This is a genomic window from Dyella jiangningensis (assembly GCF_003264855.1).
In the GTDB taxonomy this organism is placed as follows: domain Bacteria; phylum Pseudomonadota; class Gammaproteobacteria; order Xanthomonadales; family Rhodanobacteraceae; genus Dyella; species Dyella jiangningensis_C.
In genome coordinates, this window is the sequence record NZ_NFZS01000001.1 from 373,678 (window position 1) to 387,623 (window position 13,946).

The 13,946-nt window shown below is 66.5% G+C and carries 14 protein-coding genes; 8 read left to right on the forward strand and 6 right to left on the reverse strand.

All coding sequences use genetic code 11. From position 1 onward, the window contains the following. Window positions 1-29 precede the first annotated feature (29 nt). Window positions 30-1,730: a dipeptidyl-peptidase 3 family protein gene (locus CA260_RS01600; RefSeq protein WP_111980716.1), complete on the forward strand. Its 1,701-nt coding sequence runs from the start codon at window positions 30-32 to the stop codon at window positions 1,728-1,730. Window positions 1,731-1,878: 148 nt separating this feature from the next. Next, window positions 1,879-2,331 carry an REP-associated tyrosine transposase gene (locus CA260_RS01605; protein ID WP_111980717.1) on the forward strand — a complete coding sequence of 151 codons (453 nt, stop codon included), beginning with the start codon at window positions 1,879-1,881 and terminating at the stop codon, window positions 2,329-2,331. 88 nt (window positions 2,332-2,419) lie between these two features. Here the strand turns inward: CA260_RS01605 and CA260_RS01610 are convergent, their stop codons facing one another. Further along, window positions 2,420-4,288: an aspartyl protease family protein gene (locus CA260_RS01610; protein WP_111980718.1), complete on the reverse strand. Its 1,869-nt coding sequence runs from the start codon at window positions 4,286-4,288 to the stop codon at window positions 2,420-2,422. Between the two features lie 73 nt (window positions 4,289-4,361). Further along, on the reverse strand, window positions 4,362-5,156 hold the full coding sequence (locus tag CA260_RS01615) for a helix-turn-helix domain-containing protein (RefSeq protein WP_111980719.1): 795 nt from the start codon (window positions 5,154-5,156) through the stop codon (window positions 4,362-4,364). 181 nt (window positions 5,157-5,337) lie between these two features. Between CA260_RS01615 and CA260_RS01620 the strand changes: the two genes are divergently transcribed. Then, entirely contained in the window at window positions 5,338-5,847 is a 510-nt protein-coding gene (locus CA260_RS01620) for a hypothetical protein (RefSeq protein ID WP_111980720.1), read from the forward strand. A gap of 11 nt (window positions 5,848-5,858) precedes the next feature. Here CA260_RS01620 and CA260_RS01625 read toward each other — a convergent pair whose 3' ends face one another. Both CA260_RS01625 and hemH read right to left on the reverse strand, forming a co-directional pair. Then, window positions 5,859-6,719, reverse strand: coding sequence for an alpha/beta fold hydrolase (locus tag CA260_RS01625; RefSeq protein ID WP_111980721.1), 861 nt, complete (start codon window positions 6,717-6,719; stop codon window positions 5,859-5,861). Further along, a complete protein-coding gene (gene hemH / locus CA260_RS01630; RefSeq protein ID WP_111980722.1) occupies window positions 6,716-7,774 on the reverse strand; it encodes a ferrochelatase in 1,059 nt (352 codons plus the stop codon). The genes CA260_RS01625 and hemH overlap by 4 nt, the downstream gene beginning before the upstream one ends. A gap of 103 nt (window positions 7,775-7,877) precedes the next feature. Between hemH and CA260_RS01635 the strand changes: the two genes are divergently transcribed. From CA260_RS01635 to CA260_RS01655, 5 genes are all read left to right on the forward strand, one after another. Continuing rightward, entirely contained in the window at window positions 7,878-8,567 is a 690-nt protein-coding gene (locus tag CA260_RS01635; protein ID WP_111980723.1) for a lipid-binding SYLF domain-containing protein, read from the forward strand. Between the two features lie 66 nt (window positions 8,568-8,633). Beyond that, window positions 8,634-8,879, forward strand: a complete 246-nt coding sequence (tatA, locus tag CA260_RS01640; RefSeq protein WP_111980724.1) for a Sec-independent protein translocase subunit TatA — start codon at window positions 8,634-8,636, stop codon at window positions 8,877-8,879. A gap of 24 nt (window positions 8,880-8,903) precedes the next feature. Continuing rightward, a complete protein-coding gene (gene tatB, locus CA260_RS01645) occupies window positions 8,904-9,290 on the forward strand; it encodes a Sec-independent protein translocase protein TatB (protein ID WP_111980725.1) in 387 nt (128 codons plus the stop codon). Beyond that, window positions 9,277-10,041 (forward strand): twin-arginine translocase subunit TatC, encoded by a 765-nt coding sequence (tatC, locus tag CA260_RS01650; protein WP_111980726.1) that lies wholly within the window; start codon window positions 9,277-9,279, stop codon window positions 10,039-10,041. Before tatB ends, tatC begins: the two co-directional genes overlap by 14 nt. Beyond that, window positions 10,038-10,517, forward strand: coding sequence for a cupin domain-containing protein (locus tag CA260_RS01655; RefSeq protein ID WP_111980727.1), 480 nt, complete (start codon window positions 10,038-10,040; stop codon window positions 10,515-10,517). Before tatC ends, CA260_RS01655 begins: the two co-directional genes overlap by 4 nt. 409 nt (window positions 10,518-10,926) lie before the next feature. Here CA260_RS01655 and CA260_RS01660 read toward each other — a convergent pair whose 3' ends face one another. Next, the gene (locus CA260_RS01660; protein WP_111980728.1) at window positions 10,927-12,294 is read right to left on the reverse strand and encodes a S41 family peptidase; all 1,368 of its coding nucleotides are present in this window, start codon (window positions 12,292-12,294) and stop codon (window positions 10,927-10,929) included. A 160-nt stretch (window positions 12,295-12,454) separates the two neighbouring features. Continuing rightward, on the reverse strand, window positions 12,455-13,654 hold the full coding sequence (locus CA260_RS01665) for a murein hydrolase activator EnvC family protein (protein ID WP_111980729.1): 1,200 nt from the start codon (window positions 13,652-13,654) through the stop codon (window positions 12,455-12,457). Between the last annotated feature and the right edge of the window lie 292 nt (window positions 13,655-13,946).

A 13,946-nucleotide genomic window follows, 5' to 3' on the forward strand; every position in this document is an offset into this window, starting at 1 on the left:
ATGGCTTTTTCTCCCTCCGGGACATCGCCATGCGCCGCCACCTGCTCGCCCTGAGCCTCGTCGCCACCCTCGCCGGTTGCAGTTCGCACGACAACGCCAACATGGCGCAGGCCCCCGCACCAGCCCCCGCAGCCACCGTGCCGGCGGTGCCGCCGCCGTCCACCGACGCCGACAATGCCGCGCAGCGCATGGCCAACTACGCCACGGTCAGGCTCACCGCCGATCTCTCCAGCTTCGACGACAAGCAGAAGCAGATGATCGCGCTGCTGGTGCAGGCGGCCGACGTCACCAACGCCATCTACTGGAAGCAGTCGTGGGGCGACAAGGCCGCGCTGATGGCACGCATTCCCGACGACGTCACCCGTCGTTTCGCCGAGATCAACTACGGTCCATGGGATCGCCTCGACAACGACGAACCGTTCGTCGCCGGCGTGGGCGCCCGTCCTCCCGGTGCGCAGTTCTATCCCGCCGACATGACCAAGGACGAATTCGACAAGGCCGATCTCAAGGACAAGACCGGGCTCTACACGCTGCTGCGCCGCGATGCGCAGGGCAAGCTGGTCACCGTGCCGTATCACGAGGCGTACAAGGCCGATCTCGATCGCGCCGCCGGCCTGTTGCGACAGGCCGCCGATCTTTCGGCCGACAAGGACTTCGCCGGTTACTTGAAGAAGCGCGCCGATGCGCTGCAGAGCGACGACTATCGCCCCAGCGACTTCGCCTGGATGTCGATGAAGAACAACCCGGTCGACATCGTGATCGGTCCGATCGAAACCTATGAAGACCAGCTCTACGGCTACAAGGCCAGCTACGAAAGCTACGTGCTGGTGAAGGACCAGGCGTGGAGCGCCAAGCTCGCGCGCTTCGCCAAGTACCTGCCCGAACTGCAGCGCGAACTGCCGGTGGATGACAAGTACAAGGCCGAGAAGCCCGGCTCCGATGCCGACCTCAACGCGTACTTCGCCGTGTACTACGCGGGCGATGCCAACGTCGGCGCCAAGACCATCGCGATTAACCTGCCCAACGACGAGGAAGTGCAGCTGAAGAAAGGCACGCGCCGCCTGCAGCTGGAAAACGTGATGCAGGCGAAGTTCGACAGGATCATGCTGCCCATCGCCAAGGCACTGATCGCCGACGACCAGCAGTCGCACCTGACCTTCGATGCGTTCTTCGAGAACACCATGTTCCACGAAGTGGCGCACGGCCTGGGCATCAAGCAAACGCTCAGCGACAAGGGGCTGGTCCGCACCGCGTTGAAGGACCAGGCGTCCAGCTTCGAGGAAGGCAAGGCCGACATCCTCGGCCTGTACATGGTCACCAAGCTCGCCGACAAGGGCGAACTGGACAAGGCCAGGCTGATGGATAACTACGTTACCTTCCTCGCCGGCATCCTGCGCTCGGTGCGCTTCGGCGCCAGCGACGCGCACGCCAAGGCCAACATGGTGCGCTTCAACTTCTTCCAGCAGCAGGGCGCCTTCACCCGCGACGCCACCACCGGCCGCTACCGCGTCGATTTCGACAAGATGACTGCGGCCATGAATGCGCTGTCGGCCAAGCTGCTCACCATCCAGGGCGACGGCGACTACGACGCCGCCAAGAAGCTCACCGACACCATGGGCAACGTCGACGCCACGCTGGCCGGTGATCTCAAGCGCCTGGACCAGGCGAAGATTCCGGTGGATGTGACGTTTGAGCAGGGGCTTGAGGTGCTGGGGTTGGCCAAGCCCTGAGGTGGTTTTCCTGTAGGAGCGCACCCAGTGCGCGAAAAGCCAACGGAGCGGTGACGCGGCAAGGCCCATCGCGCACTGGGTGCGCTCCTACAGAAAGCTTCGGGCATCGCTGATGTCGTGATCGCTCTGTCGATGCGACGTTCGATGCATGACTCGTTATGGACATCAACTGTTGCGCAAAGGACGCGCCTCACTGCCCGGCCACGTCTATCTGCTGACAACGACGACGGCACGTCGACGATCGGTCTTCAAGGAAGTCGAGCCCGCCCGGGCCGTTGCACGAAGTTCCATTGATCCGTCCTGTTGGGGTGATGCGCGTCTCCTTTGCTGGGTGCTGATGCCCGACCGCTGGCATGGCTTGGTGCAATTGGGTGGGCGCGATGGCCTTTCCCTGGTGATGAATCGCTTCAAGGCATTCACGGCCAGGCGGATGTCCTGCACGCAGGCGGGCATCGTGTGGGATCGTGGTTTCCACGATCGCGCCTTGCGCAAGGAAGATGACATTCGCGCAGTGGCCCGCTACATCGTTGGCAATCCGCTTCGGGCCGGGCTGGTCAGCAACATCCTCGACTACCCCTACTGGAACTGCATCTGGCTGTAGGAGCGCACCCAGTGCGCGAAAAGCCAACGGAGCGGTGACGCCGCAACCTCCATCGCGCACAGGGTGCGCTCCCACAGGGGGCACCTCGTCACCTCGGCGCCAAATCCCTCGCCTTCATCTCCAACACCCGCCCATCCGCCAGCTTCAGCGACAAGGGCGTGCCTTCCGGCAGATGGGTGCTCATGTCGCGCAGCGTGCCGAAGCTCAGCAACGACGCCGGCTTGCCGTTGGCCGCCACGATGGCGTCGCCCTGCTTGAGTCCCGCCTGCTGGGCGGGGCTGCCGGGCATCACGTTGATGACGTCGAAGCGGTCGGGGTGATCCTGCTTCTTGTTCGCGCGGAAGCCGGCCATGCCGTAGTGCCAGTCGGGACGGGTGGCGCGAGGCATCAGCACCATCTGCTGGCGCCGATAGTCGAAGTGCACGTTGAAGCGCGATAGCACGTCCTGTCCGATGTTGCCGGCTTCGCTGGGGTTGCCGGTCGCGCCGGCATCGTCGCGGGTAAGCATCGCGACGAGGTTGTCGAGGCGTTGCTGGCCCAGCATCAGCTCCTTCGCGTGGGCGACATGGGCAATGAACAGGCCGCCCACGCCGCCGGTGGGAATCGGCAGGCCGGCGGCGTAGTGCGCCGCGAGACCATTGCGGTTGGCCCACTGCGGAAACGTCAGCACGTAGCCCGAATTGCCGGTGTCGATGCCGAACATGCCGACGTGGCCATCCTGTCGGGCGCTCACCAGCGGCATGTCATCGGTAAAGCGCAATGCAATGGCATCGCCCTTCATGGCGGCGGGTGCTTCGCCCTGGTCATACGGTGCGAGGCGCAATTCGCCATGGTCGTAATCGAAGGTGATGGCGAAGCGCTCGAACATCTCCAGCCCGAGGATGCCGGCAATCGGCGCATCGTTGCCGCGTTCGTAGAACTCGTAAGGGTAGGGCAGCACCGTATAGGTCAGGTCGCGGACATGCGCGTCGCCGAGTGCGGTGTCATGCACCTTCGTGTACGACGTGCTCATGGTCCCCGAACCCGATCCTCCGGAGACGCCGTTGCCCTTCGTCTCGAAGCCCAGCAGCTTCGCCGCGTCGCTGGTGAGGATGGCGTGGCCGCCGGTGTCGAGGATGAAAGGCATCGGCGGACGGCCATCGATGCTCACGTCCACCAGCACGATGCCGCCTTCCATGCGCAGCCGCGTGGTGGCGGTGCGCGCACCGTTCGCCATGGCGACATCGCGCACCTTGCCGCCGGGTCGCTGCAGCGCGGCCATGGGCGCGGCCGGGAGGACATCGTATCGATCCACGATGTCCACGCTGCTGCCATCGGCGTTGCCGGCGAGGTTGGTGCTCGAGGTCTCGATGCGAAAGGGCAGTTGCAGCCCACTCACTTCGCGGTAGTCGCCGTAGCGCTGCGTGACAACCAGGAATGAGCTGGCCCACGTGGCGCGATCGAGGCGATGCGTGCCCGGGTCGATCCATAGCGTCACCGTGCGGCCACCGGCTGGCGTGGCTTCGACGCGCTGCCAGCGCTGGCCCTTGTCCTGCGCGTCGGGCAAGACACGATAGGTGGCCGAAGCGCGGGCATCGAGGAAGCCGAAGCGGCGCAGCCAGTCTTCGGTCACGCCCACCGTGCGCGCCTCCTCCGAATCGAGCGGATGCACGAGGCCGGTGATGTCCTCGCGCCAGCGGCCATGGCCGTCCGTACCTTCCGCCGAGGAGAACACGTCGTTGTGCATGCGGGAGGCGAACTGGCCGCTGCGCAGATCCACCGTCATCTGCCATGGGCCGGTGAGTTCGTCGGCGGTTTCCTTGCCGCTGGCTTGCAGCGCCGCGGCCGCGTTCCAGTGGGCGCCGCCGTAGGCTTGGCGCATGTCGCGCAGCAAGGCGTCGGGGTCGGTGGCGGCAAACGTCAGCGCGGGGACGCCGGCAAGCAACAGGCCCAGCAACAGGCGGTGATGACGCGACATGGCAATGGCTCCTTGCGTGGATGGCGCCATCGTCCCCGTGGACGCTGCCGATAGCTAGGACGTGAGTGACGTATCAGGACGCCTTTTGCACTTTGTGCCGATAGTCACGCGGGGTATCGCCGGTGACGCGCTTGAACACGCGGGCAAAGTGGCTCTGGTCGCTGAAGCCCGCCTGCGCAGCCACCTCCGCCACCGAAAGATCGTTGGCGGCCAGCGCCTGCCGTGCCAGCTCGATACGCAGGCCGCGCTGGTAGTCGCCCACGGTCGAACCCTGGGCGCGCTGGAAGGTGCGGGCGAGATGCGAAGGATGCACGCCCGCCAGCCGCGCGAGCTCCTGCAGCGTAGGCGTCGCCAACGGATCGTCGTGCAGGCGTTGCAGCACGCGCTGGAGCCAGGCGGGCCGGCGCTCGCCTTCCATGCGGCAGGCGAGCGCCACCAGTTCGAGCACGGCCGACTGCAGCGCCAGTGCCGCAGCGTCGTCCGTGGCGCGCAGTTCGCGTTCGATGCGGGCGAGCAGGCGGCTCGCCTCCGGCAGGCGCAGCTGGCGATGGTCGCGCAGCAGGCGCGTGGTGCTCCCCGCTTCATCGGTGAAGAAGATGCTGATGCAGCGCGCGCCGTGCGGACCGAAGCGATTGGCGTGGCGGTGACCCTGCGGATGGGTGAGCAGCAGGCCGGGCGCGCAGTCCAGCTCGCCGCTGCTCGACTGCTGCGTGTAGGCGCCGGCAGCCACCAGGCAGAGATAGCCCTCGTCGTGTTCATGCCAGGGCAGGGCATCGCCGGCCATGTACGGCGTGGCCGAGACCTGCAGGCTGCCGAGCCGGCGGACCTGGTCGGGCTGCCCATAGTTGGCGCGTTTGAGATGCTCCATGGCGCCAGTCTAGGCCGCCACCCGCACAGGGCATGTGCCGTCGGTCAGGCCCATGCTGCAAAGCGAATTGCACCCCGCTCGCCGCCAGGTGCAGATTGTGACCGCGAGGGGCGCGGCAGGCGCCACTTCCGCGGGTCGATGGCTGTTTCCTGGAAACGTTCAACGCAAAGGGGAGAGTGCCGTGCGCGTTCGCAAAACAGCAGGGAAGTCGTGGGTCTTCATCGGCGTCGCGGCACTCGCCGCGTGCATGGCCGCCGGCGTGGCGCAGGCGGATTCAGCCGACAAGGTTTCGCCTTATCTCTCGGCGTTCGAGTCGGCCGCGGGCGGCAAGAGCTCCAGCATGAGCGTCGATGGCCGGCTGGGCGGATTCGTCCTCGGGCCCAACAAGCTGGTGTTCGTGGACCAGGCCAGCCAGAAGCTCTGGCTCGTCACCACCAAGGACGGCTGCGAGCAGCCCTTCATTACCGACGACGGCAGCGTGGTGACGCAGGATGCCCAGGGGCGCGCCGATGCGTGCCACTTCAAGAGCATCCAGCCGGTCAATCGCGAAAAGCTTTCGCGCATCCTGGCATCGCGCCAGAACGGTGCCGACATCTTCAGCACCTTGCCGTTGCTGGGTCCGCCGCCGCCTGACACCAGCATCAATCACATGAGCAACGTCACCTCCAACTCCAACAATGGCGTCAAGTAGCCGGCTGCGACTCAGGCCGGTGCGCCACCGTCGAGATGCTGGCGTGCCCATGCCGCCACTGCGTGGGAATGTTCGAGATGGAGGTGGTGGCCGCCTTGCATCGTGCTCATGTCGATGCGGCTGACACAGGCCGCGCGTTCCCCCATCTGTGCGCGCGGCAGATAGGACGTGGCCGGTTCCGCCAGCAGCAGCCCCGCCGGCGATGCGATGCCGCGCAATAGTGAACGGACTTGTTCCTCCAGCAAGCGCAGCGGCGATGGCCGGTTGAGTCGCGGATCGCTGCGCCAGCGCCAGCCTTCCGGTGTTTCGCGCAGTCCGCGTTCGACGATGGGACGCGCTTGCGCGGCGGGCAAGCCGCTCGCGATGGTCCGCGCACTGATCGCGTGATCGACGGAAGGGAAGGCGCGCAGCGAGCGTCCGGTGGCCAGCGAAGTCAACGCATCACGAAAGCGGCGCAGCGTGTGATGCCCGTCGTCGGCTATCGGGCCGAGGCCTTCGATCAGCAGCAGGCGCTCCACCCGCTCGGGCGTGGCGGCCGCGACCAAGGCCGCGATGCCTGCACCCAGCGAATGCCCGAGCAGGCGATACCTCGACAGCTCGAGCACGTCCGCCGCGGCCAGCACCGCACGCACGTAGTCGATGAAGTGATAGTGCATGCCCGCGGGCAAATGGTCCGAGTGGCCATGTCCCGGCAGTTCCAGTGCGATCACCTGCCAGCGATCGGCGAGCAGCGGCGCGAGAAAGGCATAGCTGCCGGCATTGTCGAGCCAGCCATGGAGGGCCAGCAGCGGCGGCGCATCGTCATCGCCCCATACCAGCGCGCGCAGGCGCATGTGCGGCAGGACGATGTCGCGTTCGCGCGGCACGGTCATGCGGATGGCGCGTCGACGGATGTCGGCCAGCCGGCCATATGGCGTCGCACCAGGCGCGCGAGGCTGTCCACCTGGCCGGGTGAGTCATTGAGCGCGGGGATGTAACGCAGTTCGTCGCCGCTGGCTTCCTTGAAGAAGTCGCGGTTCTGCATGGCGATCTCTTCCAGTGTTTCGAGGCAGTCGACGGCGAAACCCGGGCAGGCGACATCGAGCGTCTTCACGCCCGAGTTCGCCAGTTCGCGCACGGTGGCGTCGGTGTACGGCTGAAGCCACGGCTCGCGGCCGACGCGCGACTGGAAGCTCACCAGCAACTGCGAGTCATCCAGCCGCAGTCGTTGGCGCAGGGCATGCGCGGTCGCCTGGCACTGTTCGAGGTAGGGATCGCCTTCGCGCACATAGCGCTCGGGGATGCCGTGGAACGACAGCAACAGGCGGTCACCGCGTCCGTGCGTCGCCCACCACTGCTCGATGCTGGCGGCCAGCGCCTCGATGTGGCCGACATCGGCGTGATAGTCGTTGACGATCCGCAGCTCGGGCGGCCAGCGCAGCGCCTTCATCGCATCGGCCACGGCATCGATCACCGAACCGGTGGAGGTGGCCGAGTACTGGGGATACAGCGGCAGCACCAGCAGCTGGCGTACGCCTTCGCGCTGCAACTGCTCGATCTGGTGTTTCACCGACGGCTGGCCATAGCGCATCGCCAGCGCCACGCGCACCGGCGCACCGCCATCGCGGGACAGCTGCTCCTGCAGGCGCGTGGCCAGGGCTTCGCTGCCGAAACGCAGCGGTGAACCCTGCGCCGTCCATATGCGCTGATACGCGTGGGCCGAACGCGCGGGTCGCACGCGCAGGATCACCCCATGCAGGATCAGCCACCACAGCCAGCGCGGGTAGTCGATCACGCGCGGATCGCCGAGGAACTCGGCGAGATACGGGCGCACGGCCTGCGCGGTCGGCGCCTCCGGTGTGCCGAGGTTCACCAATAGCACCGCAGCCTGAACGGATGGGTCATGGGATTCACCGGCGGGGCCGGTATAGTCATCGCTGCGTGGCATCGTGGCGTCGGCGGAAGAAACCGCCGCAGAGTCTGCCACAAGCTGCCCAGGCTGCCGTGGACACGGTTGCCGCAGCAGCCTTCGAAATCCTTCAGGAGTCATCATGTTCAAGGCATCGTTGCATCGTGTGTTGCTTGCCCTGTCGGTTCTGCTGCTGCCGGCCATGGCGGCGCACGCCGAGGATCCGCCGCTGGTCCGCGCGCAGAACTCCGTGCGTGTGCTCAACGAGATCATGCAGGCGCCCGACAAGTCGATCCCGACCGACCTGCTCAAGGAAGCCAAGGCCATCGCGGTGATTCCGGACCTGCTCAAGGTGGGCTTCGTGTTCGGTGGCCGCCGCGGCGAGGGCCTGATTTCGGTCAAGAGCCCCGACGGGACCTGGTCCAACCCCAGCTTCATCACCATGACGGGCGGCAGCGTGGGCTTCCAGGCCGGTGCGTCGTCCACCGACGTGATCCTGGTGTTCCGCACGCAGCGCGGCGTGGATTCCATCGTCAACGGCAAATTCACCCTGGGAGCGGACGCCGCCGCGGCGGCCGGCCCGGTCGGCCGTACCGCCCAGGCTTCCACCGACAGCGACTTCAAGGCGGAGATCTACTCCTATTCGCGCTCGCGCGGCCTGTTCGCCGGGGTCGCCCTGGACGGCTCCGCCCTGCGCATCGATTACGACGCCAACGAGTCGATCTACGGCAAAGGTGTGACCCCGCGCCGCATCTTCGAAGGCGGGGTCAGCAATGTGCCCAGTCAGGTGGTCGATTTCAGGGATCGCCTTGAGGAGTACACTCAGCGATGATGTGGAGCGGCGGCGCGATGGCGTGACAGCTTCGTTCCGCCGCTTTAACGTCCCTGAGGCCTATTCATGAGCATTACCCATCTACTCATCCTGCTCGTCGTGGTCGTGCTGATCTTCGGCACCAAGAAGCTGCGCAACATCGGCTCCGACCTCGGCGGCGCCGTGCGCGACTTCAAGAAGGGCCTGGATGGCGAAGAAGGCGCCGCCAAGCCGAACAACTCGAGCGATCCCAACGAGCGCCTGCGCGCCGACCCCCCGCCGGCCGGCACCACGCAGAACCAGAACCAGCACGACACCACCGAGCAGAAGTAAGCCGGTCGGCGAGAGCTTGTTCCAATGATCGAGATCAGCTTCGGCAAGCTGGTACTGCTCGCGCTCATCGCGCTGATCGTACTCGGCCCGGAAAAATTGCCACACGCCGCCCGCACGGCCGGCGCCCTGCTGCGTCGCGTGCGTACCGGCTGGGACAGCGTGCGTGCGGAGGTGGAGCGCGAGCTGCAGGTGGAGGAAATCCGCCGTCAGGCCAAGGAGGCCGCGGATCGCGCCCACGCGGCGCAGGCGGAACTCGACGAGACGCTGCGCAAGATGCGCCCGAACGGCGATGCGGCAGCGCCTGCCCCCGCACCGGCAGCCGCGCCGGTCGATGAGACAGGCGTGACCGCCACTGCGGCGGACGCGTCCGGCGCTACGCCGACCAAGGAGTCCTCGCATGGCGGCGCCTGAGCTGGAAAACCCGGATGACGGCGGCATTGAAGAGGGGCTGTTCTCGCACCTGATCGAGTTGCGTTCGCGACTGATGCGCGCCATCGTCGCCGTGCTGGTCGTGCTGGCGGCACTGATTCCGTTCGCCAACCGGCTGTACACCGAGCTGGCGGCCCCACTGGTGTCGCGCCTGCCGCAGGGCGCGCACCTTATCGCCACCGAAGTGGCCAGCCCCTTCGTGACGCCATTGAAGCTGGCCTTCTATGCGGCCTTGTTCATCGCCATGCCGGTGGTGGTCTACCAGCTGTGGGCGTTCGTGCGGCCCGGCCTCTACCGCAACGAGAAACGCCTGGCGCGACCGCTGCTGGTGGCTGCGTTGTTCCTGTTCTACCTGGGCTGCGCCTTCGCCTATTTCCTGGTGCTTCCGGCTGCATTCCGCTTCCTCACGGCGGTGACGCCGCAGGGCGTGGAAATGATGACCGACATCACGCATTACCTCGACTTCGTGATGCTGATGTTCTTCGCCTTCGGCCTGTGCTTCGAGGTGCCGGTCGCGGTGGTGATCCTCGCCGCCATCGGTGTGGTGAGCCTTGAGCAGCTGCGCAGCGGCCGGCGTTACGCCATCGTCGGCGCCTTCGCCATCGCGGCCTTCATCACGCCGCCGGACATCACCTCGATGATCATGCTGGCCGTGCCGATGTGCCTGCTCTACGAGCTCGGCGTACTTGCCGTGCGCTGGCTGCTGAAGCCGGCCGCCGCGGAGGCCGCGTGAGCGACGCGGCTGCCCGCGTCGCTGAACTGAGGGACTCGCTGCAACTGCAGCCGCACGTGGAAGGCGGCTATTACCGACGCTTCCATCCGCCCAAGGGCGCGGACGGCGACACCGGCGTGCGCCACGCCATGAGCGCCATCCATTACCTGCTGGAGCAGGGCCAGTTCAGCAGCTGGCATCGGGTGGATGCGGAAGAAGCCTGGCATTTCGTCGAAGGCGAACCGCTGGAGCTGCTGATCTACAACCCCGTGTGCAATCGCCTCGAACGCCACTGCCTCGGCCCGTTGACCGGCGACCACCGCCCCGTGGCCGTGGTGCCGGCCGGCGCCTGGCAGGCCGCACGGCCGCTGGGGCAGTACGCGCTGATGACCTGCCTGGTCGCGCCGGGTTTCAAATACGAAGGATTTGAGTTGCTGGCGGAGAGCGATCCGTTGGCCGGGCATCTGGCGGGATTGGCGCCGGAAATCGGCTTCTGACGCCTGCATCCCCTTTGTAGGAGCGCACCCTGTGCGCGACAGCCATTCGCGCCGGTCTTCACCCATTGCCTTCGATAGCCATGTCCGCAGAAGCACGGCGATCCAAGGCGACTTGCCTTGGCAAAAAAGCCATTACTTGCAGCGTGACGCGAAAGGCCGTCGCGCACAGGGTGCGCTCCCACAACATCGCGCGATGCGTAGGCAGCGTCAGCGGAGCCGAAGCGCTCGCTAACGAAAGCCGGCCGAACACGCGTCAATGCCCCACCAACGCCCAGCGGGAAGCTGGCGCAGGGATCAAGACCGGCGCGATAGGCTGTCGCGCGCTGGGTGCGCTCCTACAGTGAGAGCCCGGCGCAGCCAACGCAGCCAACGCAGCGTCGCGCCAAGCTAACGGCAACGAAGAACGGCCTCAGTGCTTGCTCGGCGCGGCCACGGCCGCCGGCCCCGTACGATTCAGCGCCAACCCCTTCAACACATTCAGTGCCTGCGACAACGCGTAATCCTGCGTCGCCAGCTTGGCATTCTCCGCGCTGCCATCGTTGTCGATATCGTGGCCCGCCGCGCCGTCTTCATTGGCGAGGTGGTTCGGAAGGTCGGCTTCGGAGCTGATCAGGGTCGGCGGGCTGTCGGCCTTGTTTACCGAGAGATCGGCCAGCGCGATGTCGGGCTTGATGCCTTCGGCCTGGATCGAGGTGCCCTTGGGCGTGTAGTAGCGGGCGGTGGTGATCTTCACCGCATGGTCCGCGTCCAGCGGCAGCACGGTCTGCACCACGCCCTTGCCGAAGGTGCGGCGGCCGATGATGAGTGCGCGGCGATTGTCCTTCAGTGCGCCGGACACGATCTCGGCGGCGGAAGCGGTGCCGTTGTCCACCAGCACCACCATCGGTGCGCCGTGGAGCAGGTCGCCCGCGTGCGCTTCGAAGCTGAGGTTGGAATCCTGCAGGCGGCCGCGCGTGGTGACGATGGTGCCCGAGTCGAGGAAGTCGTCGCTGACGCCGACGGCGGCGGTCAGCAGGCCACCCGGATTCGAACGCAGGTCGAGGATGGCGCCCTTCTGCGCACCGTTCTTGCGGATCAGCTCGCCCAGCTTCTTCTCCAGGTCGGCCGCCGTGTCGTCCTGGAATTGGCTGATGCGGATATAGGCGTAGCCTGGCTCGATCTCACGCGTCTTCACGCTGGTGACGGAGATGCGCTCGCGCACCAGCGGCATGTCGATCGGCTTGTCGCTCTTTTCGTGCAGGATGGTGAGCGTGATCTTGCTGCCGGGGTCGCCGCGCAGTTCCTTGAACATCTCGTCGATGTTCTCGGCGTCCACCGGCTTGCCGTTGATCTTGACGATGGTGTCCCCCGGCTTGATGCCGGCGCGCGCCGCGGGCGTGTCGTCGATGGGGGCGACGATGCGCAGCGTGCCGTCCACTTGCAGCACTTCGATGCCGAGGCCGCCGTACTGGCCGGTGGTGTCTTCGTTGAGTTCGGCCAGGCCGTCCTTGTCCAGGTATTCGCTGTGTGGATCCAGCCCACTGAGCATGCCGCTGATGGCGGCCTTCATCAGGGTCTTGTTGTCCACCGGTTCGACGTACGCCTGCCGCACGATTTCGTAGACGCGGCTGAAGTTGCGCACGTCGTCGAGGTCCAGGCGATCCGGCGCCGAGCTGGCCGGGGCCGGCGCGGTGGCGGTGGGGGTCGCAGGGTGCTTGGCGCCGTTGGGCGCGGTCTGGGCCTGTGCCAGTGGCGCCGCCAACAGCAGGGCGGCCAGGCTCAAGGTGGAAAACCGCATGGTGGGGAAGACTCCGGGGAACCGAGGGGAGCGCCACCGGCGGGTGGGGCACTGCTGCTTGGACCGCCGGATCGCGTTGGAATTCAATGTCATGTCGCGGAGATTAGCCTGCGACGCCGCGTAGCTGGCGTCAACGTCGCGGGCTTAAGGCGATACATATTCAGTGTTGCCTTAACCACGTGCGCGGATCGACGGGTTTGTTGTTCTGGCGCAGCTCGAAGTAGACGCCGGTATTGACCCCGGTCGGGGCGCTGGCGGTGCCCACCGCCTCGCCGGCCGCCACTTGGTCGCCCACCCCGTGCAGCAGGGTCTCGTTGTTGCCGTACATGCTCAGCCAGCCGTTGCCGTGGCTGAGGATGACCAGCATGCCGTAGCCGCGCAGGAAGGCGGCGTAGACCACCTTGCCGCTGGATACCGCCCGCACCTCGCTGCCGCCCGGTGCCTTGATCAGCACGCCGTTGCCGTAGCTGTTGACGGCGCCGCTGGCCGGCCAGGGCAGGTTGCCGCGGATGTTCACCAGGCCCTTGCCTGGCGGTGGCGCGACGGAGCCGGCATTGGCCTTCGCCGCGGCACGCTCGGCTTCCCGGGCGGCCTCCTCGATGGCCTTCTGCAGCTTGTCGACCAACTGGTTGAGCGAGGCCTCGTTCTGCTTCAGCGCCGCGAGCCTGGCGCCCTGGTCCTTGTACTGGGCGTCGGTGTCGGCCACCAGCTTGGCCTGGCTGGCCCGCTGCTGCTCCAGCGTCTTGGCCTGGGTCTCGCGTTCGGCGCGACTGGCCTGCAGGGCCTGCTTCTCGGCGTTGATCTGCGTCTCCAGGTCCTGCAGGCGCGCCAGGTCGCCCATCAGCTTCTGCACGCGGGCCACGCGGTCTTCCTGGAAATACTTCGAATAGGCCAGAGCCTGGGCGATGCGCGCAACGTCGTCGTCACCCATCAGAAGGCGAAGGTCCGAGCCGCGACCCAGCGCATAGGTGGCGCGCAGCAGCTCGGCGATGGCGGCCCGCTGGCCTTCGAGACTTTTCTGCAGCTCGCCCCGCTGGGCTTCGAGTCCGTCCAGGTCCTTCTGCTTGGCGGCCAACTGGGCATCGGTTTCCCGCACGGCCTTGGCGGCGGCGGCCACGGCATTGGCCTGCTTGGCCAGCTCGGCCGTCGCACTGTCGCGCTTGGCGGCCGTCTCTGCCTGCTCTTTGGCGAGTGCCTCCATCTTGCTGCGGATATCCGACAGCTTCTTCTGCGCCTCGGCCTGCTCGGTGCGCGTCTTGCTGTCCTGCGCCGACCAGGCGGGCAGGGCCAGCAGGGAGAGGAGGATGGCGCCGGTCACGGCGCGGGCGAGGGGGCGGGCACGACGGAGTGGTATGGGCATCGGCGGATTATCACAGAGCGCGATGACAGCGCGCGAGCCGGTGCGGTGGGTGACATCGGGGCGGCCGCCTCCGCATGGGTGCGTGCTGATCCACCGCACTGGTATGCCTGATGGTCATCGAGATGCTGGCCATCATGTCGCCAGACGGATGTAACCGCACTCGCGTGATCGATCGCGCGAGCGTTGCTTCGCCACGATGCACGCGATGCGCGTCGATGTCCTGCGGACAGGAAATGCTTCCAACTGAAACTTTCATTTAGCCGTAAAGATGTCTTTGACGCGACGCACCAAT

What these genes read in the sequence shown, in the direction of transcription:
- CA260_RS01600 (WP_111980716.1), top strand. Translation starts at nt 30, where the DNA reads ATGCGCCGCCACCTGCTCGCCCTGAGCCTCGTCGCCACCCTCGCCGGT.
- CA260_RS01605 (WP_111980717.1), top strand. Translation starts at nt 1,879, where the DNA reads ATGACTCGTTATGGACATCAACTGTTGCGCAAAGGACGCGCCTCACTG.
- CA260_RS01610 (WP_111980718.1), bottom strand. Translation starts at nt 4,288, where the DNA reads ATGTCGCGTCATCACCGCCTGTTGCTGGGCCTGTTGCTTGCCGGCGTC.
- CA260_RS01615 (WP_111980719.1), bottom strand. Translation starts at nt 5,156, where the DNA reads ATGGAGCATCTCAAACGCGCCAACTATGGGCAGCCCGACCAGGTCCGC.
- CA260_RS01625 (WP_111980721.1), bottom strand. Translation starts at nt 6,719, where the DNA reads ATGACCGTGCCGCGCGAACGCGACATCGTCCTGCCGCACATGCGCCTG.
- hemH (WP_111980722.1), bottom strand. Translation starts at nt 7,774, where the DNA reads ATGCCACGCAGCGATGACTATACCGGCCCCGCCGGTGAATCCCATGAC.
- CA260_RS01635 (WP_111980723.1), top strand. Translation starts at nt 7,878, where the DNA reads ATGTTCAAGGCATCGTTGCATCGTGTGTTGCTTGCCCTGTCGGTTCTG.
- tatA (WP_111980724.1), top strand. Translation starts at nt 8,634, where the DNA reads ATGAGCATTACCCATCTACTCATCCTGCTCGTCGTGGTCGTGCTGATC.
- tatB (WP_111980725.1), top strand. Translation starts at nt 8,904, where the DNA reads ATGATCGAGATCAGCTTCGGCAAGCTGGTACTGCTCGCGCTCATCGCG.
- tatC (WP_111980726.1), top strand. Translation starts at nt 9,277, where the DNA reads ATGGCGGCGCCTGAGCTGGAAAACCCGGATGACGGCGGCATTGAAGAG.
- CA260_RS01660 (WP_111980728.1), bottom strand. Translation starts at nt 12,294, where the DNA reads ATGCGGTTTTCCACCTTGAGCCTGGCCGCCCTGCTGTTGGCGGCGCCA.
- CA260_RS01665 (WP_111980729.1), bottom strand. Translation starts at nt 13,654, where the DNA reads ATGCCCATACCACTCCGTCGTGCCCGCCCCCTCGCCCGCGCCGTGACC.